Annotated in this window: 21 protein-coding genes and 2 pseudogenes; 11 read left to right on the top strand and 12 right to left on the bottom strand. The window is 73.1% G+C overall.

Annotated features, from left to right (window positions below; genetic code table 11):
• A pseudogene (locus tag IEZ04_RS29105) lies at positions 1-287 on the top strand (6-phosphogluconate dehydrogenase); the annotation flags it as partial.
• A 78-nt stretch (positions 288-365) separates the two neighbouring features.
• On the opposite strand, the gene IEZ04_RS29100 reads toward IEZ04_RS29105, so the two are convergent.
• Positions 366-1,664, bottom strand: coding sequence for a lipase family protein (locus IEZ04_RS29100; RefSeq protein WP_189219967.1), 1,299 nt, complete (start codon positions 1,662-1,664; stop codon positions 366-368).
• Positions 1,665-1,972: 308 nt separating this feature from the next.
• Between IEZ04_RS29100 and IEZ04_RS29095 the strand changes: the two genes are divergently transcribed.
• Genes IEZ04_RS29095 through IEZ04_RS29080 form a run of 4 tightly spaced genes read left to right on the top strand, consistent with a single transcriptional unit; the run spans position 1,973 to position 8,811 of the window.
• Entirely contained in the window at positions 1,973-4,849 is a 2,877-nt protein-coding gene (locus IEZ04_RS29095; RefSeq protein WP_189219966.1) for a peroxidase family protein, read from the top strand.
• Positions 4,846-6,273, top strand: coding sequence for a hypothetical protein (locus tag IEZ04_RS29090; protein WP_229821345.1), 1,428 nt, complete (start codon positions 4,846-4,848; stop codon positions 6,271-6,273). The genes IEZ04_RS29095 and IEZ04_RS29090 overlap by 4 nt, the downstream gene beginning before the upstream one ends.
• Before the next feature lie 57 nt (positions 6,274-6,330).
• Positions 6,331-7,791, top strand: a complete 1,461-nt coding sequence (locus tag IEZ04_RS29085) for a pentapeptide repeat-containing protein (protein ID WP_189219965.1) — start codon at positions 6,331-6,333, stop codon at positions 7,789-7,791.
• A gap of 45 nt (positions 7,792-7,836) precedes the next feature.
• Complete coding sequence (locus IEZ04_RS29080; RefSeq protein WP_189219964.1) at positions 7,837-8,811, top strand: NAD(P)-dependent oxidoreductase; 975 nt, start codon at positions 7,837-7,839, stop codon at positions 8,809-8,811.
• 9 nt (positions 8,812-8,820) lie between these two features.
• Here IEZ04_RS29080 and IEZ04_RS29075 read toward each other — a convergent pair whose 3' ends face one another.
• Positions 8,821-9,246 carry a TIGR03618 family F420-dependent PPOX class oxidoreductase gene (locus tag IEZ04_RS29075; protein ID WP_189219963.1) on the bottom strand — a complete coding sequence of 142 codons (426 nt, stop codon included), beginning with the start codon at positions 9,244-9,246 and terminating at the stop codon, positions 8,821-8,823.
• Between the two features lie 148 nt (positions 9,247-9,394).
• On the opposite strand from IEZ04_RS29075, the gene IEZ04_RS29070 reads away from it, so the two are divergent.
• Complete coding sequence (locus IEZ04_RS29070; protein WP_189219962.1) at positions 9,395-10,621, top strand: serine hydrolase domain-containing protein; 1,227 nt, start codon at positions 9,395-9,397, stop codon at positions 10,619-10,621.
• Positions 10,622-10,653: 32 nt separating this feature from the next.
• Here the strand turns inward: IEZ04_RS29070 and ribA are convergent, their stop codons facing one another.
• Positions 10,654-11,298, bottom strand: a complete 645-nt coding sequence (gene ribA, locus IEZ04_RS29065) for a GTP cyclohydrolase II (RefSeq protein WP_373296375.1) — start codon at positions 11,296-11,298, stop codon at positions 10,654-10,656.
• A gap of 117 nt (positions 11,299-11,415) precedes the next feature.
• On the opposite strand from ribA, the gene IEZ04_RS29060 reads away from it, so the two are divergent.
• Positions 11,416-12,219, top strand: coding sequence for a creatininase family protein (locus IEZ04_RS29060; protein ID WP_189219960.1), 804 nt, complete (start codon positions 11,416-11,418; stop codon positions 12,217-12,219).
• Between the two features lie 119 nt (positions 12,220-12,338).
• Here the strand turns inward: IEZ04_RS29060 and IEZ04_RS35240 are convergent.
• The 5 genes and pseudogenes from IEZ04_RS35240 to IEZ04_RS29040 all read right to left on the bottom strand — a co-directional run.
• Positions 12,339-13,133, bottom strand: a pseudogene (locus tag IEZ04_RS35240) (lysylphosphatidylglycerol synthase transmembrane domain-containing protein); the annotation flags it as partial.
• Positions 13,134-13,312: 179 nt separating this feature from the next.
• The gene (locus IEZ04_RS29055) at positions 13,313-14,305 is read right to left on the bottom strand and encodes an SAM-dependent methyltransferase (RefSeq protein WP_189219959.1); all 993 of its coding nucleotides are present in this window, start codon (positions 14,303-14,305) and stop codon (positions 13,313-13,315) included.
• Positions 14,306-14,309: 4 nt separating this feature from the next.
• Positions 14,310-15,533: a glycosyltransferase family 4 protein gene (locus IEZ04_RS29050; protein ID WP_189219958.1), complete on the bottom strand. Its 1,224-nt coding sequence runs from the start codon at positions 15,531-15,533 to the stop codon at positions 14,310-14,312.
• A complete protein-coding gene (locus IEZ04_RS29045; protein WP_189219957.1) occupies positions 15,530-15,928 on the bottom strand; it encodes a 6-pyruvoyl trahydropterin synthase family protein in 399 nt (132 codons plus the stop codon). Before IEZ04_RS29045 ends, IEZ04_RS29050 begins: the two co-directional genes overlap by 4 nt.
• Before the next feature lie 102 nt (positions 15,929-16,030).
• On the bottom strand, positions 16,031-17,008 hold the full coding sequence (locus tag IEZ04_RS29040) for a zinc-dependent alcohol dehydrogenase (protein WP_189219956.1): 978 nt from the start codon (positions 17,006-17,008) through the stop codon (positions 16,031-16,033).
• Positions 17,009-17,173: 165 nt separating this feature from the next.
• On the opposite strand from IEZ04_RS29040, the gene IEZ04_RS29035 reads away from it, so the two are divergent.
• From IEZ04_RS29035 to ligD, 3 genes are all read left to right on the top strand, one after another.
• A complete protein-coding gene (locus tag IEZ04_RS29035) occupies positions 17,174-18,061 on the top strand; it encodes a CDP-alcohol phosphatidyltransferase family protein (RefSeq protein WP_229821343.1) in 888 nt (295 codons plus the stop codon).
• Between the two features lie 209 nt (positions 18,062-18,270).
• Entirely contained in the window at positions 18,271-18,945 is a 675-nt protein-coding gene (locus IEZ04_RS29030) for a DNA polymerase ligase N-terminal domain-containing protein (RefSeq protein ID WP_229821342.1), read from the top strand.
• A 6-nt stretch (positions 18,946-18,951) separates the two neighbouring features.
• Positions 18,952-19,980: a non-homologous end-joining DNA ligase gene (gene ligD / locus IEZ04_RS29025; RefSeq protein ID WP_189219955.1), complete on the top strand. Its 1,029-nt coding sequence runs from the start codon at positions 18,952-18,954 to the stop codon at positions 19,978-19,980.
• A gap of 46 nt (positions 19,981-20,026) precedes the next feature.
• Here ligD and IEZ04_RS29020 read toward each other — a convergent pair whose 3' ends face one another.
• The 3 genes from IEZ04_RS29020 to IEZ04_RS29010 form a co-directional block, all read right to left on the bottom strand.
• Positions 20,027-20,824, bottom strand: a complete 798-nt coding sequence (locus tag IEZ04_RS29020) for an N-formylglutamate amidohydrolase (protein ID WP_189219954.1) — start codon at positions 20,822-20,824, stop codon at positions 20,027-20,029.
• Positions 20,825-20,999: 175 nt separating this feature from the next.
• Entirely contained in the window at positions 21,000-21,197 is a 198-nt protein-coding gene (locus tag IEZ04_RS29015) for a hypothetical protein (RefSeq protein ID WP_373296374.1), read from the bottom strand.
• 145 nt (positions 21,198-21,342) lie between these two features.
• The gene (locus IEZ04_RS29010) at positions 21,343-23,229 is read right to left on the bottom strand and encodes a DUF2075 domain-containing protein (protein ID WP_189219953.1); all 1,887 of its coding nucleotides are present in this window, start codon (positions 23,227-23,229) and stop codon (positions 21,343-21,345) included.
• A 267-nt stretch (positions 23,230-23,496) separates the two neighbouring features.
• Here IEZ04_RS29010 and IEZ04_RS29005 point away from each other — a divergent pair, with 267 nt between their 5' ends.
• Positions 23,497-24,948 carry a WGR domain-containing protein gene (locus IEZ04_RS29005; protein ID WP_189219952.1) on the top strand — a complete coding sequence of 484 codons (1,452 nt, stop codon included), beginning with the start codon at positions 23,497-23,499 and terminating at the stop codon, positions 24,946-24,948.
• A gap of 35 nt (positions 24,949-24,983) precedes the next feature.
• Here the strand turns inward: IEZ04_RS29005 and IEZ04_RS29000 are convergent, their stop codons facing one another.
• On the bottom strand, positions 24,984-25,406 hold the full coding sequence (locus tag IEZ04_RS29000; RefSeq protein ID WP_189219951.1) for a DUF350 domain-containing protein: 423 nt from the start codon (positions 25,404-25,406) through the stop codon (positions 24,984-24,986).
• Positions 25,407-25,569: the final 163 nt, after the last annotated feature.

Genomic DNA, 25,569 nt, shown 5'->3' with positions numbered 1-25,569 from the left:
GCTCCTGGCAGGAGGGCACCGTCATCCGCTCCTGGCTGCTCGACCTCGCGGTCAACGCCCTCGACGACGACGAGCACCTGGACAAGCTGCGCGGCTACGCGTCGGACTCCGGCGAGGGCCGCTGGACCGTGGAGGCGGCCATCGACAACGCCGTCCCGCTGCCCGCGATCACCGCGTCCCTCTTCGCCCGGTTCACCTCCCGCCAGGAGGACTCCCCGCAGATGAAGATGATCGCCGCGCTGCGCAACCAGTTCGGCGGCCACGCGGTCGAGGCGGCGACGAAGTAGGCTCGCCGCCTCCGCCCGCAGCACCACCGCCCCGTCCGCCTTCTCACGGCGGGCGGGGCGGTGCCGGTCCCGGGCCCTCTACAGCACGTCGCCGAACTCGCTCAGCACCCCGGGCGGGGCGAGCGCGTTCACGTAGTGGCTCGGGCCGTGGTCGTCGAAGGAGTACTTGAACGGGATCGTGCGGGTCAGGGCGAGCCGTGCCGCGAAGAACGCCAGCGGGGCGACGACGGCGAGCCCCGCGAGGCTGTCCATCTGCGGATAGTGCGGCCTCGGATCGACGTTCTCGGTCCATCCGGTGGCCCGCGCGTGCAGCAGCGGTTCCAGCGACCGGCGGACCGCGTCCGTCATCCGGACCGTGGCGTCGCCCCAGCCCGCCAGCGGGCGCGACAGCATCATCCGCGCCGTGTCGCCCGGCACGGTGAGCGCCTCCAGCGCCGAGTCGAGCGCCGACTCCAGGAGCGTGTTCCCCAGACTGCGCGGCCTGCGGTAGTGGAACTCCCGGCCGAACGGCGCGTACGGTCCGACCGGCCGGGGCGGCAGCGCGGGCACCAGGTCCCGGTCGAAGATGTAGCGGATCAGACGCTCGCGCAGCACGGGGAAGCCGGACGGGCCGGCCGTCTCCTCGCAGGCCCGCGCGAAGTCCGGACCGCCGACCATGGGCTGTCCGAAGGTGTAGACGCCCTTCAGCTTCTCGGCGATGCGCCGGTAGCGGGGCTCGTGCGTGAGCATCACCGCCATGAGCGCCGCCATGGCGCCGCCCGTGCTGTGCCCGGTGATGTAGAGCGCCCTGAGTCCCTCGCCGCGGGTGCCGGAGACGCCGGGCACCACGGACTGCCCGTCCAGCGCGCGGTTCAGCGCCTCGACGACCAGATGACGGGTGGCCCGCACATTGCGGTAGAAGCCGGCGTGCACCTCGTACCGCTTGCCGTCCAGCTCCACGGAGAGCATCTCGGGACGCACGTCGGCGTCCGTGAGGATGCTGATGATGTCCTCGGGCTGGGTGCCGCGGTAGCAGAGGATCGCGACGCGGCGGTCCCGGTCCTGGATCAGGTACGCGCCGGACGCGATGTACATGGCGTCCACGCGCTGCTCCACCGACCAGCACTCGCTGCGCTCCAGACCGAGCCGCGTCGTGATCATGGTCATGGTCTCGGGGTCGGTCCGCATGCCGAAGCCGGCGTACGCGTACGCCGAGCAGGTCGCCATCACGTGCGGTATCACTCCGTCGGGGTCCGGCTGCCCCTTGTCCTCCAGGAGCCGTTCCGCCAGGTCGGGGTAGACCGGAAAGCCGGTGAGCCCCGGTTCGACATCGGTCTCGGACTTGAGCGGCCGTACCTCGGCGTAGCTCGGGCCCGTCGCGCTGTGTTCGTCCCGCATGATCGCCCTCCCCCCGGGTCGTGGCAGCAGCGGGAGCCCGAGCACATCACCGCCGCGGCTCATATCGGCAGTCGTTCCCCGGCCAATCCCCGCCCCGCCGGGTGAGGTTGCCGGGGCGGCCGGGGAAGGGGAGCGCGGGCCGGCCCCGTGTCCGGGGCGAACCCGCCCGCCGCATGCGCACGTGCCACTGCCTGCACGGGGGTGCGGGGCCGCGCACATGGCGGGAAGCGCCGCTGCGACCGCGTGGCGCCGCCGGTAGCGTGCTGGCCCCCGCGCCGTTCACATCCGTACGCACGGAGGCGACGACGATGGCGACGACGGCTGAGACAGGGCGGCACCGGCGGCGGTACGAGCGGTACGCCGGCGGTGATCCCGAGGCGGAGCGGCGCGAGTTCGAGGACCTGGCCCGGGACATGATGCGGGTCCAGGCACGGAACCGGCGGGCGGCCGGCGGCGGGATCGCCCGCGCCCTGCACGCCAAGGCGCCGGTGGGCGTGGAGAACGCCCGGCTGCGCTTCCACGACGACCTCCCCGCGGCCCTGCGCGCCGGTTTCGCGCAGCCTGGCGCCGAGTACCCGGCGACCGTACGGCTGTCCAACGCGAGCGGGATCCGGCAGCCGGACAGGGTGCACGACCTGCACGGGATCGCCGTCCGGGTGCGGGTGTCCCCGGAGGAGAGCCACGATCTGCTGGCGAGCAGCCATCCCGTCTCGCACGCCCGCGACGCGCGCGAGTTCGTCGCGTTCGCCAAGGCGATGGCGGGTGCCCGGAACCCGGTGACGAAGGCGTTCGGGCTGTTGGTGAAGCTGCCCCTGGCGGTGGGATGGGGCACCGCGCGCCGGATGCGCGGCAACGTCCGGGCCGTCACCCGGCGGGTCGTCGGCTCCCTCGCGACGGAGACCTACTGGAGCCGCGGCGCCCTGCTGTGGGGGAACGCCGGCCCCGTGCGCTACCTGCTGCGTCCCGCGCCCGGCACCCCGGCCGCGGCGGCGCCCGACCGCACCGACCCGGACTTCCTGCACCGCGAGTTCGCCCGGCGGATCGCGGCGGCGGACGTCGCCTTCGAGCTGTGCGTGCAGCGGTACGTGGACGAGCGGCGCACCCCGGTCGAGGACGCCTCGGTGGAGTGGAAGGACGCCGTCGCCCCCGCGCTGCCGGTCGGCCGGCTCACCCTCCCCGCCCAGGACCTGGGGAGCGCGGAGGCCCTCGCGGCCGCCCGGCGGATCGAGGAGCTCTCCTTCAACCCCTGGTACACGACCGACGAGTTCCGTCCGCTGGGCAACCTCAACCGGGCGCGGAAGGCCGCGTACCAGGCGTCGAGCGCCCACCGGCTCGGCATGCGCTTCACCGACGACGAGCCGCTGCGCAACCGGCTGCTCGCGCCCGTCGCGACCGCCGTGTTCGGGCTGCTGAACCGCTTCGTGCCCTGGCACCGGCTGCCGCCGCGGCTGAGCCTGCTGAACCTGATCCTCCTGCGGAAGGTGCTGCGCCGGCACAACCTGCACGACGGCGGACCCCGCGACGAGGGCCCGCCGACGGCGCAGACGGTACCCGCCCCCGTGCCCGAGCGGCTGCGCACGGAGCGGTCGTACGACGGGCAGTACAACGATCTGTCCGACCCCGCGATGGGCGCGGCCGGTGCCGTCTTCGGGCGCAACCTGACGCCCGTTCTCCGGCCCGGCCTCTTCGACGTGCCCAACCCGGTCACGGTCAGCCGCCGGCTGCTGCACCGCGAGACCTTCCTGCCCGCAACCTCGCTCAACGTCCTCGCCGCCGCGTGGATCCAGTTCCAGGTGCACGACTGGGTCGACCACCCCCGGTACAAGGCGGGCGAGCGGAGCGTGGAGGTGCCGCTGCCGCCCGGCACCGGCCCCTGGCGCAACACACCGGGCGGACCGCCCGAGAGCGTCATGCGGATCGCGGAGAACAGGGCCGTCGACCGTCCCGGCGGCGGCTGCCCGGTGTTCCGCAACACCGTCTCGCACTGGTGGGACGGGTCGGAGCTGTACGGCTCGGACAAGTACACCGCGCGGTCGCTGCGCGAGCCGGGCGGCGGCGCGGGGCTGCGCCTGGAGGACGACTTCCTGCCGGCCGGGCCGCACGGCATCCCGCACACCGGGTTCCACGACAGCTGGTGGATGGGGCTCAGCGCGCTGCACACCCTGTTCGCCCGTGAGCACAACGCGGTGTGCGGGGCGCTGCGCGCCGCGTACCCGGCGATGACCGAGGAGCGGATCCACCAGACGGCGCGGCTGGTGGTCTCCGCGCTGATCGCCAAGATCCACACCCTGGAGTGGACCCCGGCGGTCCTCGGCACCGAGGCCGTCCGCATCGCCATGCGGACCAACTGGGAGGGCCCGCCGAGGACCTGGCCGACCCAGCTCGGCCTGTGGCTGTTCGAGAACCGGGCGCGGACCGGCATCCCGGGGACGCTGCCGCACCACCACGGGGTGCCGTTCTCGCTGACCGAGGAGTACATCACCGTCTACCGGATGCACCCCCTGCTCCCGGACGACTTCGAGCTGTACGACCACGACTCCGGGCAGCGGCGGGAGACGGTGGGGTTCACGGAGATCCAGAGCGACCGGGCCGAGAAGCGGATCCGTGAGACGGGTCTCGCGAACACCCTGTACTCCTTCGGCGTCGCGCACCCCGGAGCGGTCACCCTGCACAACCACCCGCGCGCGCTGCAGCACTTCGAGCGGGACGGCGAGATCATCGACCTGTCGGTCGTCGACCTGGTCCGCGCCCGCCGGCGTGCCATTCCGCGTTACAACGACTTCCGGGCCGGCCTGCACAAACCGCGTCTGAGGTCCTTCGAGGAGCTGTCGCCGCATCCCGAGACCGTGGACCGGCTCAAGGAGGTCTACCGCTCGGTCGACGAGGTCGACACCATGGTGGGCCTGTTCGCGGAGAACCCGCCCAGGGGCTTCGGCTTCAGCGACACGGCGTTCCGCGTCTTCGTCCTGATGGCCAGCAGGCGGCTGCAGAGCGACCGCTTCCTCACCGTCGACTACCGGCCCGAGGTCTACACCCCGCTCGGTCTGGACTGGGTGCGGGAGGGCGGCATGACCTCCGTCGTGCTGCGCCACTGCCCGGAGCTCGCCGGGCTGCTGCCGCGGCACACGAGCGCGTTCGCGCCCTGGCGGACGGTCGCGCGGACGGGCACCGGGGACACCACGTGACCGGGTCCGGCGACGGCGACGACCCCGACGGGCGGCCGGCGGACGGCGGCACGGGGCACCCGGGCCTGGACGACCTGCTGCGGCGGCCCCTGCTGCGGACCCTGTGGGAGCGCCGTACCCACCGGGTCGCCCGGGGCGCGTCCGTGCCCGCCGGCTCGATGAGCCACGCCTCCGCACACGCCCCGGAGCCCCTGACGGAGCTGGAGGAGGCGGTCCTCGTCGCGCTGACGGGACCCACCGGGCTCACCATGCCCGACCGGCCCTTCGAGGACCCGGACAGCGGCGAGCCCGTCATGGCCAAGCCCAACCTGGCGACCATGACGGGCCGCAGCGCGGGCAGCTCGGACAACGCGCAGGCCACCCGCTTCTTCCTGATCAACGACACGGGCACGTACTTCCTGCGCGAGCCGGCCGCCCCGCCGCACCGGCCGTTCGACGCGGACATCCTCGTGGCGAGGGCGCGCGAGGCGAAGGTGAAGGTGCTGGACCACCGCCTCGACACGGCCGTGGGGCGGCGCGGCTTCCCGGCGTACCTGGACTCCAACCGGGTGCTGTCCAACCTGCCCGGCACCACCGTGCTCTTCCCCGTGGTCGACGTGTCCCGCCAGTACATCAACGCGCTCATGTACCTGCTCACCCAGCCGGACGGGACCCGGCCCACGCTCGTCGACGACCGGAACCTGTACCGCCCGGCCGGGGTGGGGAAATGGGTCCGCAACGGGTTCCTCAACAAGGACATCCGGATACCGCTCGGCGCGCTCGGCCCCCTGCGCACCCAGATCGAGGCGGACCTGCTGCTGCAGAACCTGACACTGACGGCGGAGGCGATGGGCCTGGGCGCCTGGATCCACTCCTCGCTCCTCCCCCAGATCGCGCTCGGCGACCCCGAGTACGCGCGGACGTACGGCGGGATGCTCGGCCTCATCCACGTCACGCCGTCCTGGCACCCCGCCGACCTGTGGCGCTGGCACGTCCGGGGGCCGCGGCACGCGCGGACGCGCACCCATCCGGTCGGGTTGCGCTCACCGGAGGGCGAGACGCTGATCGAGGCCGCGTGCCCGCCCGCGTACGCCTCGATGCGGGACGCCGTGGACGCGGTCGTGCGCCGGAAGTTCGGCCCCGGCGGCACGTACACCGACACGGACGTCTTCGCCCGCATCTACCGCGACGATTACGGGCGGCGCTACCTGGCCGAGGCGGCCGAGTACGACGAGCGGGTGATCGACTGTGTCCGGGACGTCTGCGCGTACGTCCTGCGCACGCATCGCCGCTTCCCCGCGCACACCGACGCCGTCCACGTGCCGGGCGTGTGGCTCCAGGTCCACCACGTCGAGACCGAGTACTACGAGCGGTTCTTCCGGCACGGACTGACCGACGCGCACCGCGCGCACGACGCGGTGTGGCACGGGGAGGACCGTTCCTGACCGCCGGCGTCGAACTGCGTTGACAGCCCCGGGCGGCGGCGGTCAGAGTCCGCACCCATGATGATCGACGATCTGACCCCGGCCGAGCGACGCGTGTGGGACGCCTTTCCCCGGGGGGCGTCCGTCGACTTCCGCACATCCGGCGACGAGGACGTCACGCGCGGGGGCGGCTGGGGGCCGGAGCGGACCGTCCGGGCGAGCGTGCTGCGGGCGTTGCTGCTCACGGGGGCGCAGGAGGACGGCGAGATCGCCGCGCTGAGGCTCACCGGCGCGCGGATCACCGGCGTCCTGCACCTGATGTACGCGGCTGTCGGCACGCCCGTCCGGCTGAGCCACTGTCACTTCGACGCGACACCCCTGCTGTACGGGGCGCAGTTCCGTCAGCTCAATCTCCGCGCCTCCGTGCTGCCCGGCCTGGACGCGGGGGCCCTGCACGTCGAGGGTGTCCTGCGGATGTCGGACTGCCGGGTACGGGGGCCGGTAGGGCTGAGCGGATTGAAGATCACCAGGGCGCTGTTCCTGGAACGGGCCGAGTTCCGGGCGCGGGACGCCGCCGAGCCCGTGCTCCAGCTCAACCACGCGGAGATCGGCGACGGACTGCTGGCCCAGGGCATCCGCGCGCACGGCCGGGTACGGCTGGACGGAGCCTCCATAGCCGGGGTGGCCGACCTGACGGACGCCGAGCTGCGCGCCCTCTCCGGCACGGCGCTCGACGCGACGGGTCTCACGGTGGGCGCCGACCTGCGGGCGCGGGGGCTGCGTACGGAGGGTGGGATCGACCTCCGCGGCGCGCGCATACCCGGCAGGCTCGACCTGATGGGCGCCCGGCTGTCGCATCCCGGCGGCACGGCGCTGCGGGTGAGCAGCTCCGTCATCAGCGAGCTCTGGCTGTACCTGGGCGACCGTGTCGAGGGCGACCTCGTCATGCGCCGCGCCCACATCGACCTGCTGAACATGACTCCCGAGAAGCTCCCGGAGAAGGTGCTGCTGAACAACCTCACCTACACCACCCTCGCCCCGCACGAACCCGCCGAACGCCGCCTGCCGATGCTGGCGGGCGGCGACCGGTACGAGCCGTACGCCTACGAGCAGTTGACGGCGGCGTACCGCAGGATCGGCGACGACGACGCGGCACGGCTCGTCCAGCTCGCCAAGCAGCGCCGCAGACGCGCCACGCTGCCCTGGTACGGGCGGCTGTGGGGCCATGTGCAGGACGTGACCGTCGGCTACGGGTTCCGTCTGCTGCGCGCGGCCGTCTGGCTGCTGTCGCTGCTGGCGGTCGGGTCGGTGGCGTACGGTCTCGACCACCCGCGCCCCCTGAAGGCCGACGAGGCCCCCGGCTTCAACCCCGTCTTCTACACCCTCGACCTGCTCCTGCCGGTCATCGACTTCGGGCAGGAGCGCGCCTTCGCGCCCGGGGGCTGGCACCAGTGGCTGTCGTACGCGCTCGTCGTCACCGGCTGGATCCTCGCCACGGCGACCGTCGCGGGTGTGACGCGGGCGGTCAGCCGCCAGTAGGCGGCGGCGCACGGCCCGCCCCGCCGGGGCGTGACGGCCACTAGCATGACCGCCGTCATCAGCGCGTACGGTCCAGGACGGAGCCCGGCAGGCGGACGTGCCGGGCGGGAACGGCGGTGCATCGTGTACGACGGCCAGGTCGCCCGCGTCGGCTTCATCGGCCTCGGTGTCATGGGCCGGCCCATGGCGCTCAACCTCGTCCGCGCCGGCGCGCGGCTGCTCGTCTGGAACCGCACCCCGGCCCGCTGCGAGCCGCTGCGCGCGGCCGGCGCCGAGGTGGCCGCCGGGCCCGGCGAGGTCTTCGCCCGGGCCGGCACCGTGATTCTGATGCTCGCCGACGAGACGGCCGTCGACTCGGTCCTGGGCCGGGGCACACCGGACTTCGCGGAGCGCGTCACCGCGCGCACCGTCGTCCACATGGGCACCACCTCGCCCGAGTTCTCCCGCGCCCTGGAGGCCGACGTCCGCGCGGCGGGCGGCCGTTACGTCGAGGCTCCCGTCTCCGGCTCCCGCGGGCCCGCCGAGGCCGGGCGGCTGGTGGCGATGCTGGCCGGGGACGAGGAGGCCGTCGCCGCCGTACGGCCGCTCCTCGGCTCCGTGTGCCACGAGGCGTTCGTCTGCGGCACCGTGCCGGACGCGCTGCTGATGAAGCTCTCGGTCAACCTGTTCCTGATCACGCTGGCGACCGGGCTCACCGAGGCCTTCCACTTCGCCGGCCGGCAGGGCCTCGACCGGCGTCGCTTCCTGGAGATCCTCGACGCCGGACCGATGGCGAGCGGAGTGTCCCGGACGAAGGGCGCCAAGCTGCTGGCCGGCGACTTCGGCGTGCAGGCCGCGGCCCGGGACGTGCTGAAGAACAACCGGCTGATCGCCGAGGCCGCGCGGAAGGCGGACCTGGCCTCCCCGCTGCTGGACGTCTGCCACGCCCTCTTCGACGAGACCGTGGCGCTCGGGCACGGCGACGCCGACATGGTGGCCGTGCTCCACGCGATCGAGGCCCGTACCGACGGTGAGCGGTGAGCCGCCGGCTCAGCCCCGGGGCACGCCGTACGCGCGTTCCACCCGGAGGCGCAGCACGAGCCTGCGGTCCCGGACCATGGCCGCGCGGAAGTCGCCCCAGTCGGGATGCTCCCCCTGGACGTCGCGGTAGAGCCGGACCAGTTCCTCGACCGTCCCGTCGTGCGGGTCCGCGGCCACCGGCGTCAGCTCGGCGGTGCCCTCCACGACGGTGTAGGCCCACCGGTCGGCGCTCGTCACGTGGTACGACACCCGGGGGTCGCGGCGCATGTTGCGGGTCTTGGCCCGGGTGTCCGTGACGGAGACGCGCACGGTGCGCTCGTCGGGGCAGTAGGCGTGGCTGACGTTCGACAGCTGCGGCCGTCCGTCGGCCTTGAGCGTCACCAGCACTCCGCCGTCGTACTCGGTCAGCAGGTCGAGCAGTGCGTCCTCGGTCATGCCCTGCCCAACGACGCCGCCCCGCGGCATGTTCCGGCGAGGACGCGTTCCGCGGGGTACGCCGAGGGGGAGGCACGTTGGTGAGCGAGCATGCACGTGGAACAGCGAGTCGGACTCCCCTGGGGTCCGTCAGGAGTACGGGAGAACCATGGAACGACTGCGGCAGGAGACCGAACCGGCCGAGGCCGGGCTGGACCCCAAGGCACTGGCCCGTCTCGACCAGCACTTCGCCCATCTGGTCGACGAGGGCCACCTGCCCGGCTTTCTCGTCGCGGTGGCCCGGCACGGCCGTGTCGCCCACCTCACGACGTACGGCCACCGCGACCGCGAGGCGCGGCTTCCGGTCGGGACCGACACGATCTGGCGGATCTACTCGATGACGAAGCCGGTCACGGCGGTGGCCGCGCTGATGCTGGCGGAGGAGGGCCGGCTCGCCCTGACGGACCCGGTGTCCCGGTACGTCCCCGCCTTCGCCGAGACGCGGGTGTACGAGTCCGGTGAGGGCACCGGCATCCGCACCCGGCCCGTCGAGCAGCCGATGCTGGTCCACCATCTGCTGACCCACACCTCGGGGCTGACCTTCGCCTTCTACCACTCCCACCCGGTGGACGCCCGGTACCGCGAGGCGGGCCTGGCGAGTTCGGTACTGCCCGGCTCGGACCTGGCCACGACGGTCGAGGCGTACGCGCGCCTGCCGCTGCAGTTCGAGCCGGGCACGCAGTGGAACTACTCGGTGGCGTCCAACGTCCTCGGCCGGGTCGTCGAGGTCGCCTCGGGGCAGGCGCTCGACACGTTCTGCCGCGAGCGGATCTTCGGGCCGCTGGGCATGACGGACGCGGGCTTCCACGTCACGGGCGAACAGGCGGGCCGGCTGGCCGAGTTGTACGGGGAGACCGAGGACGGCGGTATCGCCCCGGTCCCCGGCCTGCCGGTGCACGGCCGCCCGCGGCTGCTGTCCGGCAGCGGCGGCATGGTGGCCACGGCCCACGACTACCACCGTTTCATGGAGTTCCTGCGCCGGGGCGGCGAACTCGACGGCGCCCGGCTGCTCTCCCCGGAGTCCGTCACCGCCATGACCACCAACCACCTCCCCGGCGGCGCCGACCTGCGCACCCACGGCAGCCCCGCCCACCGGCTGCCCGTCAACGCGGGCCTCGGCTTCGGGTACGGCGTCTCGGTCGTCGTCGACCCCGAGGTGACCGAGACGCCGTCGAGCAGCGGCACGTTCGGCTGGAGCGGTGTCGCCACCACCACGTTCTGGGTCGACCCGCACCGCGACCTGACGGTCCAGTTCATGAGCCAGGTCCGTCCGGCGTCCGCCAACACCGTCGTCCCCGAACTGCGCAGGCTGGTGCACGAGGCGGTGGTGGGCTGACGGGAGCGCGGTGGTCACTTCGTCGGGGGGCGTCAGGGGGAGCTGACCACCGCGTCCAGGTGGGGCAGGTGGTGGTCGAGGCGTTCCCGCTTGGTGCGCAGGTAGGTGATGTTGTCCTCGCACGGCGGGATCAGCAGGGGCACCTGCTCGCCGACCTCGACGCCGTGCCGCAGCAGCGCCTCCCGTTTGCGCGGGTTGTTCGACATCAGGCGGACCGAGCGGACGCCGAGGTCGTGCAGCATCTCCGCCGCGACGCGGTAGTCGCGGGCGTCCACCGGCAGGCCCAGGGCGAGGTTCGCCTCGACCGTGTCCAGGCCCTCCGCCTGGAGCTTCATCGCCCGCAGTTTGGCGAGCAGGCCGATGCCGCGGCCCTCGTGCCCGCGCAGGTAGACGAGGACGCCGCGGCCCTCGGCCACGATGGCCCTGAGCGCGCCGGCGAGCTGCTCGCCGCACTCGCAGTGCTGGGAGCCGAACGCGTCCCCGGTCAGGCACTCCGAGTGCAGCCGGGTGAGTATCCCCTCGCCGTCCGCGGCGCCGATGTCGCCGTACACGAGCGCCACCTGTTCCTCGCCGCTGTCCTGGTCCAGGTAGCCGACGGCCTCGAACGCGCCGTACACGGTGGGCAGCGGGGAACTCACCACGCGAACGGCACCGGAGGGCCCGGCATTCACACTCATACCGATTACGTCAGCAGTTCCTGTCATGATCTGGTTCCTGTCTGGTGTGTCTGGTGAGTGGCTGGTGTGTCTGGTGAGTGGCTGGTGTGTCTGGTGAGTCGAAAGGGCCGTGACGACATGAACAGTTCGGATACGCAGCCGGGTTGCGTCCCGGGACGGCGCCCGGAGCCGGTGCTGCCGGCGGACACCACCGAGGACGTACGGGCGCGGGCGGCGGCGGGCCCGGGCACCCAGGTCGCCGTCCTGCCCGTCGGCAGCTACGAGCAGCACGGCCCGTACCTGCCGCTCGCCACCGACACGCTCGTCGCCTGCGCCATAGCGCGGGAGGTGGCCGCCGCGTACCCGGTGCACCTGCTGCCGCCCGTGACCGTCTCCTGCTCGCACGAGCACGCGGCCTGGCCGGGCACGGTCAGCATCTCCGCCCCCACCCTGTACGCCGTCGTCCGGGACATCGCGGCCTCGCTGCGCCGGTCCGGGGTGGAGGCACTCGTGGTGGTCAACGGACACGGCGGGAACTACGTGCTCGGCAACGTGGTGCAGGAATCCGCCGCCGAGGGACATCGCGTGGCGCTCTTCCCGGCGGCCGAGGACTGGGACGCCGCCCGCGAACGGGCGGGCGTGGAGACCTCGTTGCTCAGCGACATGCACGCGGGGGAGATGGAGACCTCCATACTCCTGCACTGCCATCCCGACATGGTCCGGCCCGGTCACGAAGCCACCGATCTCCTCGCCGACGACCGCCGTCACCTCCTCTCCCTCGGCATGTCGGCCTACACCGCGTCCGGTGTCGTCGGCCGCCCCTCGCTCGCCACCGCCGCGAAGGGGAAGGAGCTGCTGGCGGGGCTGGTGGAGTCGTTCGGGGCGTACCTGTCGGTGGTGACCGGCGAGGGGTTCGCGGGGCGCGGCGTCTCCTCGTCCTGATCCCGCCGGCGCGCCCGCAGCCCCGCGTACCAGCGCGCGGCGAGGACGCACGTCCCGGGCAGGGCGGCCACGAAGCCGAGCACGCCGTACACGACGGCCACGGTCATTCCCTGGGAGGCGCCGAGTCCCGCCGCGCCGAACGACCAGGCGGTGACGCCCTCCCGGGGACCCCAGCCGCCCACGTTCAGCGGCAGGCTCATGGCGAGCAGCGCCAGCAGCGCGAGCGGCACCAGTTCGACCGCGGGCGCCGCCGACCCGGCGACCCGGGCGGCGAGCAGGAACATCGCCACGTGCCCGGCCAGTGCCAGGACGGACGACAGCAGGACGCCCGCCCGGCTCCCCCGGGACAGCAGCGCCCCGCGCGCCTCGGCGAGCACGGCCCGCAGCGCACGGCCCCGGCGCGCGGGACCCGGCGTCCGCCCTGCGCCGTCCCCGGCGCCGGGTGTCCGCCCCATGCGGACCGCCGCCACGATCGCCAGCCCGCCCAGCGCGCCGAGCGCGAGCGCGGCGGCCACGTGCCGGACCCCGGACAGCACCGGGGACGGCAGGACGAGGAGGACCGTTACTCCGGCCACGGCCAGGACGGCCTGCCCCGCGGCCCGTTCCAGCACGACGGCCCGTACGCCGCGTCCCAGGTCCCCGGCGCTCCGCCCGTGCCGCACCGCGCGGTGCACGTCGCCGAGGACACCGCCGGGCAGGGCCGCGTTGAGGAACAGCGCCCGGTAGTAGTCCGCGACGGCCGGTCCGAGCGGCAGCCGGAGACCCAGGCGGCGCGCCACCACGCACCAGCGCCAGGCGCTGAGCACCGTGGTGAGGACGCCGATGCCGACCGCCGCCACGAGGGTCGCGGCGTCGATGCGCCGCAGACCGTCGAGGAAGACGCCCGTGCCGAGCCGCCACAGCAGCACCCCCATGATGGCGGTGCCGGCGAGGGTGCCGAGGTGGGGGCGCACGGGCCGGAGCAGCCGTGCGGGGCGGGAGGCCGCGACGGCGGGCGTGATCGTGTGCCTCGCCCGGTACGTCCGCGGGTGCGCGTCACCGTCCGGCGCGGCCGTCCGCGCACCGGTCACCGGGGCCGTGCAGACCGGCGCGCTCATGCAGCTCCGCCCGTCGGCCGGGGCAGGGCGAGGACGTCGTTGTGGTGGACGGCCACCCGCAGTTCACCGGTGCGGCACGCGACCAGCCGCTCCAGCAGGTACGTGTCCGCACGTGCCGCGAGGTCCGGGCGCTGCTCGCACGCCGCGCCGACCCAGCCGCACAGCCACTCCTCCGTCAGCATCGCGTGCCCGGGACCGAGCCGCCAGGGACTCGGAGCCACCTGTACGGTCGCGCCGCGCCGCTCGAAGGCCTCGCGGGCCGCGTCGACGGCGTCGGGACCGAGCAGTTGCCCCCGGCGCTGGTGGGCGTTGAAGGCATCGGCGATCCCGGCGTCCAGCGGGTGCGCCGGGGTGAGCTCCACCCGCCCGGCGACGGACAGCGTCAGCAGGGCCGGGCAGCCCGCGCCCGCGCAGGCCCCGGCGAGCGTGTCGATCTCGTCGCGCGTGAGCACGTCGAGCAGCGCGGAGGCGGTGACGAGGGACGCGCCCGCCAGGTCGGCGGCGGTCAGCCGCCCGATCCCGGCGCGCCGTGCCGTCACCGTCACGGGGCTGCCGTCGGCCGCGGCGCGCGGTGCGCGGTCGGCGGCCAGACGCAGCAGGTCCGGGTCGTGGTCGTGCAGCACCCAGTGCTGGGCGCCGTCGAGCCGGGGCGCGAGCCAGCGGCCCATCGAGCCCGTACCGCAGCCGAGATCGTGCACGACGAGACGCGTGCCGGCCCGTCCCGGCCGGTTCGCGAGCCGGATCCGCAACGGGCCGAGCAGGCCGGCGGCGCGGGCGGCGGCGTCGGCGCCCTCCCGCAGCTCCAGCCACTCCGGGGCGTACCGGTGCACCTCGGGGGCGCCCGCCGACTCCGCTGCCGCTGCCGCTGCCGCCGGGGCCGTACCCTCGCCACGCCCCGACGGGCTCGGCCTCGTACGGCGGCCGCGGCCGGGGGCCGGACCGCGGTTCGCGGGCGTCCCGTCGGCGGTGCCCGATGTCGTCGTGGTCATCCGCTCACGCCGCCTTCCGTGGTTCGTGGCGCAGCCGTCCCAGCGCGCCGGCCAGGCTGCGGGCCGTGGCCGCCCACCCGTCGAGCGCGGCCCGGCGGCCGCGGGCCGCGGCCTTGAGCCGGCGGCGCACGTCGGCCTCGCCGAACCAGCGGCGCAGCTCCGCGGCGACGGCCGTACTGGTCCCGGGGTCCTCCGGCGGTACGAGGATGCCGGGCACCCCGCCGTCCGGTGCGCGCCCGACCGCCTCGGGCAGCCCGCCGACGTCGGTGGTGAGGACGGGGATGCCGCGGGCGAGGGCCTCGGTGACGGCCATGCCGTACGTCTCCGCGGACGAGGTGAGCACCATGAGGTCGGCGGCGGCGTAGCTGGCGTCGAGCGCGGCGCCGGTCCGCGGTCCGGTCAGCCGCACCCGCTCCTCCAGCCCGTGCCGCGCGATCAGCGAGCGCAGGCGGCCGGCGTACTCGGGGTCCTGGCCGAGCCCGCCCACCAGCTCGCAGCTCCAGGGCAGTTCGGGGACGCGGGCGAGGGCCTCCACCAGCCGGTGCTGTCCCTTGCGCGGGGTCACCGCGGCCACGCACAGCAGCCGGGACACGCCGTCGGTGCCGGGCGCGAGGGGCGCGATGTCGGCGCCCGGGGCGGCGACGTGGACGCGTTCGGGCGCGAGACCGTGGTGCGACACGAGTCGCCGTGCCGCCCAGTCGCTGGTCACGACGACGGCGGGCACGGCGCGCAGCACCGCCCGTTCCGCGGCGTCGAGTCCGGCGGCCGTCCCGGGGGCGAGGCCGGTCTCGTCGGCGAGCGGCAGGTGCACCAGCACGGCGAGACCGAGCCGTCGGGCCTCGGGACCGACGATCTCGGGGACGCCGCAGGCCACGAGCCCGTCGAGCAGGACGACCGTGCCGTCGGGCAGGTCGCGCAGGAGACGGGCGAGTCCGGCGCGGGCGGCCGCGCCGGGGCGGGGCCAGTCGCCGTCCACGGTGTGCCGCCGCACCTGCCAGCCGAAGCCGGGCAGGTCGAGGCAGATCCGGCGGTCGTAGGCGTTGCCGCCGCTCGGGCGGGCCGGGTCGTCGACGCCGCCCGGCATCACGAAGTGCACGGTGCGCAGGGACATGGGGACGATTCCGGCGTAGGTGGTGTCGGCGGGAGCCGTGCTCTGGGCGGGGACGTGGGCGAGCCTGGGCTGCCGCGTGCCGTCTCCGGTCGCCCGGCGCGTATCGGTGCCGCTCACAGGTCACGCTCGTAACTCGCCCAGGCGATGTGCGACTCGTGCAGGGTGACGGTGATGCCGGCGAGCTCCCGGGCCCCCTCGCCCAGCGCGCCCTTGTGGACACGCTCGGCGAGCCGGTCGGCGATGACCTTGGCGAGGAACTCCGTGGAGGTGTTCGTGCCCGCGAACTCGTCCTCGTCGTCGAGGTTCCGGTAGTTCAGCTCCCCGACCACGGCGCCGAGTTCTCTGGTCGCGAGCCCGATGTCGACGACGATGCCGTCGTCGTCCAGCTCGGTGCGGCGGAAGGTGGCGTCCACGAGGAACGTGGCCCCGTGCAGGCGCTGCGCGGGGCCGAAGACCTCGCCGCGGAAGCTGTGAGCGATCATGAGGTGATCGCGGACGGTGATGCTGAACAACGGACGGCCCTCCCGATGCGGTGCGCGTGCCCCGGGCCGGGGCACGCCGTGTAGTACGGCTGCCCCCCACCCGTTGTTCAGTCCGTCGTCGTCCGGCCGGTCTCAGGCCTCGTACCGCACCCGGTGGCACAGACCGGGCAGCTCCCCGGAGACGAGCCGCGGCATGACACCGGGCAGCTCCCCGAACGCGCACTCCCCCGTGACGAGCGCGTCGAGGGCCGGGTCGGCGAGCAGGTCGAGGGCGAGCGCCAGCCGGTCCGCGTACGTACGGCCCGGGCGCCCCGCCGGCGAGACGGTGCCGACCTGGCTGCTGCGCACGGTGAGCCGCCGTGAGTGGAACGCCTCGCCCAGCGGCAGGCTCACCCGCCGGTCGCCGTACCAGCTCAGCTCGATCACCGTGCCCTCGGGCGCGAGGAGTTCGAGCGACCGGGCTAGCCCCCGCTCGGTGGCGCTGGCGTGGACCACGAGGTCACGCTCCCCCAGCGCGTCGGCGGGCAGCGCGAAGTCCACACCGAGGGCGCGGGCGACCTCGGCGCGCGCGGGATCGGCGTCGACGAGCTGGACCCGCACACCCGGGAAGCGGCCGAGGAGCGCCGCGACCGAACAGCCGACCATGCCGCCGCCGACCACGGCGATCCGGTCGCCGATCAGCGGCGCCGCGTCCCAGAGGGCGTTCACCGCGGTCTCCACGGTCCCGGCGAGCACGGCGCGCCCGGCGGGCACGCTCTCCGGCACGACGGTGACGGCGCTCGCGGGCACGACGTACCGCGTCTGGTGCGGGTACAGACAGAAGACGGTCCGCCCGGCCAGTTCCTCCGGCCCCTCCTCCACCACCCCGACGCTGAGGTATCCGTACTTCACGGGCCCGGGGAAGTCGCCCTCCTGGAACGGCGCGCGCATGCTGCCGTACTGGCTGACGGGCACCCCGCCGCGGAACACGAGCGTCTCGGTGCCGCGGCTGACGCCCGAGTACAGGGCCCGTACCAGTACCTCTCCGGCGGCGGGCCCGGGCACCTGCGTCTCCCTGATCTCACCCTGCCCGGGCGAGCGGAGCCAGAAGGCGTGGGCGGTGTGGTTCATCGGGTCTCCCTGGACGGTCCCTGAACGATCGGCTGCTCCCTCACGTACGCAGCGGTGGACGTCGCGCGCTCAGTCACGCAGCCGGACGCGCACTCGGTCGCGCTCTCGGTCGCGCACTCGGGACGCGACCGAGATCACCCCTGTCACACGTTCGGAAGGTATCCGGTGACCCTGCACAACTCTGCCCTCGACCACCCCCACTACGCACGGACGTCGCTCCGGGAGACGACAGCGGGCGCGGGTGCCCAGCTCCTGCTGCTGACCCTGCTGTGCAGCACGACCGGACTGGGTCCGGCGGGCTGGCTGACGGGCCTGGCGTTCGCGCTCGGCACCTGGACGGCCCTCACCCGGGCCCTGCGCCGCACCCGGCCGCCCTCCTTCGGCCCGGCGAACCGGGTGACGCTGGGCCGGACCGTCCTGGTCGGCGGGGTCACCGCCCTGGTCGCCGACTCCTTCCGGGCGGCGCCACCGGTGACGCTGCTGGTCGGTCTGACGGCGGTGGCCCTGCTCCTGGACGGCGTGGACGGCAAGGTGGCCCGCCGCACGGGCACCACGACCGCGCTCGGCGCACGCTTCGACATGGAGGTGGACGCGTTCCTCATCCTGGTGCTGAGCGTGTACGTGTCGGTGCCGCTCGGCCCCTGGGTCCTGCTGATCGGCCTCATGCGGTACGCCTTCGTGGCCGCCGCCCGGGTGCTGCCGTGGCTGAACGGTGCGCTGCCGCACAGCATGGCCCGCAAGACGGTGGCGGCGGTCCAGGGAGTGGTGCTGCTGGCGGCGGCCTCGGGCCGGCTGCCGTACGTGGCGTCGGCGGCCCTCGTGGCGATGGCCCTGGGGTCGCTGGTGTGGTCGTTCGGACGCGATGTGGTGGGGCTGTGGCGGACGCGGGAGGCGGCGGCTCCCCTGCCACGGGAGGCGGCGGCTCCCCTGCCACGGGAGGCGGCGGCTCCCCTGCCACGGGAGGAGGCGGCTCCCCTGCCCGTTCCCGTACCCGCCGCCGAGACACCGGACGTCGTCACACGGCGGGAGGCCGGGCTCGCGGTGGCCGGGTGACACGCGGCAGGTCACCGCTGCCCAGCCCCTTCCGGCAGCACGAGCCGCCGGTCCCGTGCCGCACACGGACATCGCGAGCACAGCGGTGCGCCGGACACGCGATTGCCAGCCGGGACGACGGGCCCCGTGTGCGGGGACACCACCAGTGGGGTACCCGGGACGCCGGACGACCGGATGCGCCGGGGAACGGCTACCGGGAAGGAGCCGAAGTGACGCGGAGTGACCGAGGCGACCAGGGCGCCGGGACCGACCGGCTGCGGAAGTACCGGAGCAGACGCGACTTCGAACGGACCGCGGAGCCCGGCGACGGAACGGCGGCCCCGGGAGGCGGCGACCCCGGCTCGGCACCGCGTTTCGTCGTGCAGATCCACGACGCGAGCACCCTGCACTTCGACTTCCGGCTGCAGGTGGCCGACGTCCTCAAGTCCTGGTCCGTCCCCAAGGGCCCGTCCACGGACCCAGGGGACAAGCGGCTCGCCGTACCGACGGAGGACCACCCACTGGCGTACGAGGACTTCGAGGGCGTCATCCCTCGGGGCGAGTACGGCGGCGGCACGGTGATCGTGTGGGATCACGGTACGTACGAGCCGCTCGGCCATGACCGCGAGGGGCGGCCCGTTCCGTTCGGGGAGTCCCTGGAGCGTGGGCACGCGACCTTCCGGCTGAGCGGCGCGAAACTGCACGGCGAGTACGCCCTGACCCGGTTCCGCGGTGACGGGAGCGGTGACGGCGGCGAGGAGGCGTGGCTGCTCGTACGCAAGGGGCACAAGGGCGAGCGGACCGGCACCGCGGACGGCGACGGCACGCCGGACCCCCGCCGCGCCCGCTCCGTGACCAGCGGCCGCACCCTCGCCCAGGTGGCCGCGGACACCCGGGAGGAGTGAGCCGCGATGCCGGACCTGCTCGCGACGCTTCCGGCCGACCGGCGGCAGCTGCTGCGTCCGGCGCGCCCGGGCGTCGAACTGGCCTCCCGGCCGATGGCCGCCACCCTGACCGACCGACGCGGCTTCTCCGACGAGTGGATCTTCGAGCGCAAGCTGGACGGGATCCGTGCGCTCGCCGTGCGCGAAGGGGGTCACGTCGCCCTGTACTCCCGTACGGGCAACCGCCTCGACGCCACGTACCCGGAGATCGTCGAAGCGCTCGCCGCTCAGGAATGCGCGGACTTCACCGTGGACGGCGAGATCGTGGCGTTCTCCGGCAACCGCACGGACTTCGGCCTGCTGCAGCAGCGCATGGGCCTCACCCGCCGCCGCGACGTCGAGGCGAGCCCGGTCGCCGTGACGTACTACCTCTTCGACCTGCTGCGCCTGGACGGCACGGACGTCAGACCGCTCCCCCTGCGCGACCGCAAGTCACTGCTGCGGCGCGCGCTCGCCTACGACACCCCGCTGCGCTTCACGACCCACCGCAACCAGAACGGCGACGACCTGCTGTCGGCCGCCTGCGACCGCGGCTGGGAGGGCCTGATCGCCAAGCGGGCCGGCAGCCGCTACCAGACGCGCCGCTCCCCGGACTGGCTCAAGCTGAAGTGCTCGCAGGGCCAGGAGTTCGTCATCGGGGGCTTCACCGAGCCGGCCGGCAGCCGCGTCGGCTTCGGCGCCCTGCTCCTCGGCTACTACGAGGACGGCGCCCTGCGTTACGCGGGCAGGGTCGGCACGGGCTTCGACCACCGCACCTTGGTGATCATGCGCCGGCACATGGACGATCTTCGCGTCCCGGCCTCACCCTTCGCCGACCGGGGCCGCATCCGCGAGCGCACGGCCCGCTGGATCGAGCCGTGCCTGGTCGCCCAGATCGCGTTCACCGAGTGGACGCGGGACGGGATGCTGCGGCACAGCCGGTTCCTGGGACTACGCAGCGACAAGGCGCCGGGGGACGTGGTGCGGGAGCGGCCGAAGGGGAGCAGGGCCGCGTGAGCCACTCGTAAGCGCGAGGAACGGCCGGACCGGTCCGGACCTCCGCTCACCCGCTCACCGCGTCCACCAGCCCGGCGAGCGCCTCCGCCACCGCCCCGAGCCCCGGCCCGGACGGTCCTCCGGGCTCGCTCATGTAGACGTCCCGCCGGATCTCGATCATCAGGGCGCTCACCCGCGGGTCGTTCCCGTAGTACCTGAGCGGGACGTACGCCCCCGCGAAGGGAGTGTTGACTCCAGTACCGCCGAAGCAGTCGAACGCCTTCCGGGCCTCGTCCAGCAGCTCGGCCGGCGTGTGGAAGCCGTCGCGGCCCAGGCAGACGGGCGGCCGGGGACCGTCGCCGTGGAGTTCGTACGGCAGGCGCTCGGTCGGGTACGAGTGGACGTCGACGACGACCGCCCGCCCGACCGTCTCCAGCCGTTCGGCGACGGCGGCGGTCACGGCGGCGGCGTAGGGCCGGAAGTAGCGCTCGACGAGCGGTTCGCCGTCGTACCCGTCCGGGCGGAGGACCTCCCGGTGCGTCGTCCGCGTGTACACGGCACCCATGCCGGCCGACAGCATCTCCTCCCGCTCGTCGGGGAACCGCTCCGGGTCCACCACGAGACGCGACAGCTGGTTGACGAACTGCCAGGGAGTCGTGGCCGACCGTACGGCGGCCTCCGCGGCGATCCGGGCGGTGTGCGCGTCGGTGATGTGGTCCAGCTCCCGCTCCAGCGCGCCGTCGTCGAGGACGATGCCCTCGCGTACGTCGGCCGGTATCGCCCGCGAGGAGTGCGGGACGTGCAGGATCACCGGGGAGCCGGGCGCACCCGGGACGAGCCGGTAGGAGGGCGCGACGTCGTTCACAGGGGCTTCCTCGGATTTCTCGGCTTTCCGGTCTCTCGGATCCCTCGCCGTTCGGCGCGGAACGAGCCGATCATATTGATGCCCGTGAAGCCCGCGAAGCCCATCTCCCGGAGGGCCCCTGTCCGGTCAGATCAGGGGCCCTCCCCCGGCAGACACGTGTTGCCGGCCCCGCCGCCTAGGGCAGGTACTTCTCGATCACCGAGGGCCCTTCCTCCTCGATCATCTTCCTGGCCCTCTCGACCCGCTCCGGGGTCGGATCGGCTCCCATGGCCCTGACCAGGTCCTCCGGGTCGTAGGGGCGCTCTCCGCCCGACCACAGCCCGCGGGGGCCGTTCACGGCTTTCGGCTCGTTCTCCGGATCCGTCATGGCCATCGACCTCTCTCCGTCGTACGGCTGCCTCTGTGCCCCCACCACCAGCTTGCATCCAACCGCGGCGAAGAGCGTGTCGAGCCGCCTCACTCGAACAGGAAATCGAAGTACCGCGTTTCACGGTTCACATCGGGGCACGCCGGCTCCGTCAGGCCGGCACGGATTCCCGCGCCACGCCGCCCGCCAGTTCCCGCAGCTTCTCCCGGGTCTCCGGGTCCGTCGAGTACACGATCGTGCCGACCATGCCCCGAGTGAGCAGCACCTTGTAAGTGTTCCGGATCAGACGGTCGACATCGCTGTCCGGGGTCGACTTCTTGAACACCGGGTCCTTGGACGCCGTCCGGTCCGTGATCCAGCGGTCGCCGCGCCAGAGCAGGTCGGGGCCGATGATGACGCCGGACCAGTCGTACTCGAAGCCCTGCGCGGTGTAGACGCAGCCGACCTGGCCGAAGCCGGCCGGGTCCGTGGCCCACAGGGCCGACGGCGGGGCGCCGGAGACGGCACGGTCGCCACGGAGGTTCCAGGGACGGGCCCAGTCGCCGATGACGACGTCCGCCGGAAGCGGATCTCCGGGCTTCGGCTCCGGGGACCAGCGCCAGCAGTAACCCGCGGACATGCGGGCGCCGTACCCCTGGGCACGACGTGCTTCGAGGAATGCTTCCATCTCCTGTGGGCTCTCGGCGACCAGCAGCCTCATGCGGTCATCGGGTTCCCAGACGACCGGCCCACCGGGCTCCAGGCCGAGGAGCCGGACCACCCAGCGCAGGTACGCGTCACTGCCGCCACAGCGGAACTGACTCTCCAGCGGCACGACGCGGCACTCGAGACCCTGGGCCGCCGCGGCCGCCTCGATCTCCTTCACGGTGCCCATCTCGCCGGGGCGCACCACCTGGTGCTCGTCGAGGAGGAAGACGGGGACCCGGGCGACGTCGATGAGTTCGTCGATCTGCCGCTTGCCGGTGCGGTGGGCCGCCGGGGTGTAGCGGTTGGCCGAGGTCTCGCGAATGCGGTGCGCCTCGTCACATATCAGGACGTCGAGAGTGTTCGCCTCGGTCGTCATGAAGCTGTTGAAGTACTTGAAGAGGTCCTGCACCTCGCGTTTGCGGGTACCCGCGACCTTCCTCATCGTCTTGGTGAACGACTGCGAACCGGTGGCATGCAAGGCCGGAATGCCCCGCCGGTACAGTTCGCCGAGCAGGGAGAGGGCGATGACGCTCTTGCCGGTGCCGGGGCCGCCGGTGACGACCAGAACCTCCTTGTGGTTGGACCGCTTGGCCTTCTCCACCGCGTTGAGCACCATGCGATACGCGACCTGCTGCTCGTCCAGAAGTACGAACTGCTCACGCTCACGCACCTCCTGGGCCGCGACCGACATCAACTGCTTCGACGGGACTGTCCTGCCCGATCGGAGCTCGTCGGCGGCGCGGGCGCCCGGCTGCCTGTCGCTGAGCCTGGACCGCAGATGATCGATGAACTCGCCGCGCCGGTCGCCCGTGAACATCTGGCCGCGGTCGTCGAGCTCGATGGCCCGCAGACCGCTGACACCGAACTCCGTCGCGTTGTGCAGGTAGCTCACTCCGCTGACACGGTGGGGATGTTCGGCCACCGCACCGTTGAAGTTGACGAGGTAATCACAGTAGCGGCGTACCTGCTCGATGGGGTTGAGGACCGGGTGGGCGTAGGCATCGACACGGCACAGCACCGGGTCGTCCTCCTCCGGCTCCGCCTGACTCCACTGCTTCAGCTCCACGACGACGTACGACGGTTCGCCCGTGGTGGGGTGCACACCCGCGAGCACGGCATCGGCGCGCTTGCTGTTCAGCGGCAGCGCGTACTCCAGCATGACCTCCACGTCACCGAGACCCGCGTCGTTGAGTGCGGTGGCCAGGGCAGGGATGCTCCGCTCCCAGGAGCGTATCTCCGACGTGCTGGGACGATGGCCGTGCATATGGACGAACTGCTCGGTGAGGTGGAGGAGGAGCGAACTGTCGAGTGCCTTCTCGGCGACGGTTTTCGCGGACGCGCGGAACAGCAAGGACTTCCCCCAGGCAGCACGAAGTGACTCGTGCGGGTGGGGGCGTGTCCTTCGAGACTCCACCGGAGTGGAGCGGAAGCCCGTCGGGCCGCGATGACGATGCGATCAAGGATACCTACGGTGTGTCGTCGGCGCCTTCGTCGGCGTCGGCCCCGAACGCCCCACGGCGGAGCGCCGGACCGACTGTCAGTGCCCCCCTCTACGGTTCAGGCAATGGGACCCGCGGAACACGCCGCAGGCCCTGACCTGGGGAGAGGTCTGTCTGCCATGTCGACGACATCGAAGACGTATCTGGAGCTGTCGCAGGACGGCGGGGGCGCGCACAAGTTCTACGAGGTGACCGTCCAGGGGCAGGTCGTGTCCATCCGTTACGGACGGATCGGCGCCGCCGGGCAGACCACGACGTCGTCCTTTCCCAGCGTCGAGAAGGCACAGGCCGCGGCCGCCAAGAAGATAGGCGAGAAGGTGCGCAAGGGGTACGCGCCCGCTGTGCAGGGGCAGCGCGCGCCGCGTGCGGTGACGCGTCGTCAGGTGGCCTCCGCGCCGTCCACGGCCCGCGCCGTCGCTCCGGTGCTGTGGCGGTTCCGTACGGGATCCGCGGCGTTCGGCATCCACATCGACGACGAGCGGTGCTGGGTGGGGAACCAGGCCGGGGACGTCTACACGCTCGCGCACGGCGGTGAGGTGCTCGCCCGGTATCAGCTGCCGGACGGGGTGAAATGCCTTGTCGCCGACGACTTCTGGATCTACGCCGGCTGCGACGACGGGCGGGTGTACGACCTGTCGTCCAAGCTGCCGTTCGCCGCCTACGACATCGCCGCGGACGTGGACATCTTCTGGCTCGACATCCACGAGGGCGTGCTGAACGTCGCGGACCGGGACGGGCGGCTCACCGTCATCGACCACGAGGACGAGCATCAGTGGGCGCGCGGCGGGCGCGGCGCGCACGCCTGGATGGTGCGGGCCGACGACCGGGCCGTGTACCACGGGCACTCGGGCGGCGTGACGGCCCACTCCCCCGACGGCGGCACCGAGTTGTGGCACACGCCCACCCAGGGCGGCGTGCTCTTCGGCTGGCAGGAGGACGACGCGGTGTACGCGGGGACCTCGCACCGCGTGGTGCAGCGGCTGTCGAAGGCGACCGGCGCCGTCGAGGCGGCGTACCAGTGCGACAGCCCGGTGTACTCGTGCGCCACCTCCCCCGGCGGGCGGTTCGTCTTCGCGGGGGACTCCGCCTCCTCGGTGTACTGCTTCGACCGGGACGGCACGAGACTGTGGAAGCTCGGTACGGGCGGCGGTGGTTCCGCGCTGTCGATGCAGTACCGCGACGAACGGCTCTACCTGGTCACCACCGACGGTTCCCTGGTGTGCGTGGACGCGAGCGAGGCGGCGGTGACGGCCGCCCAGCAGGGGTCGGTGCCGGTCGCCCGCGACATCAAGCTCGCCGCCGCGGCCGAGGTGCCCACGTACACCCCGGTCACGGCCGCCACCTCCGTCACGTCCGTGGCCTCCGTGCCCGCCGGTTCGGTGGTCGTGGAGTGCGTGCAGGAGGGCGGCCGCACGCGGATCCATGTGGTGTCGGACGGCTACGACCGGTCGTGGAACGTCCAGTTCCCGCGCGCGATACGGGAACCGGGCGCCCGGTACGTCGTCGACGCGCTGCACCCCGCGTCGGGCGGTTTCTACCGGGTCCGCGGTGACATCAGGAGGCTGGTGTGACCCTCTGATCCGCCGGACTCGGGGCTGACGGGGTGTCAGGCTATGGACGCCGAGATGATCGCGGACACCGCGAGGTTGCAGGACGCCGTCACCCAGACCGCGGGGTGCGGCTCCTGTTCGACCAGCGTCGCGCCCAGGCGCCCGGGCGTCACCAGATCGACCACCAGGAACGCCACGGCCATCATCACCAGTCCCAGCAGCCCGAACAGCGCGGTCGACAGCAGCCCCTTGCCGAAGTCCTCGTACGTCGTCCAGATGGAGGTGAAGACGATGCCGCCGATACCGAGCAGCGCCGAACTGAGCACCACGGCGGCGTTGCGGTTGCGCTCCTGCCAGATCTGCCGGCCGAGCTTTCCGGGGGTCAGCAGGTCGACCAGGAAGATACCGAGGACCAGCAGGACCAGGCCCACACCGCCGTAGGCGGTGGCTCTGCCGAGTCCGTTGACGATGTCGCTCATGAGGTGGCCGGCTCCGTAGCGTGAGGGATCAGGATGATCGCGGTCAAGGCGATCCGCAATGTAGCGCACTCGTTCATCTGCTGATCGGAGCCGGTGGTCAGTTACTCGGGTCGGTCGCGGTGGCCGGTTCCGGTACTTGGGTCGGTCGCGGTGGCCGGTTCCG

It is taken from the genome of Streptomyces ruber (genome assembly GCF_014648075.1).
GTDB lineage: Bacteria > Actinomycetota > Actinomycetes > Streptomycetales > Streptomycetaceae > Streptomyces > Streptomyces ruber.
Note: the sequence above shows the minus strand (reverse complement) of the source record. Positions and strands in the feature narration are given on the sequence as shown.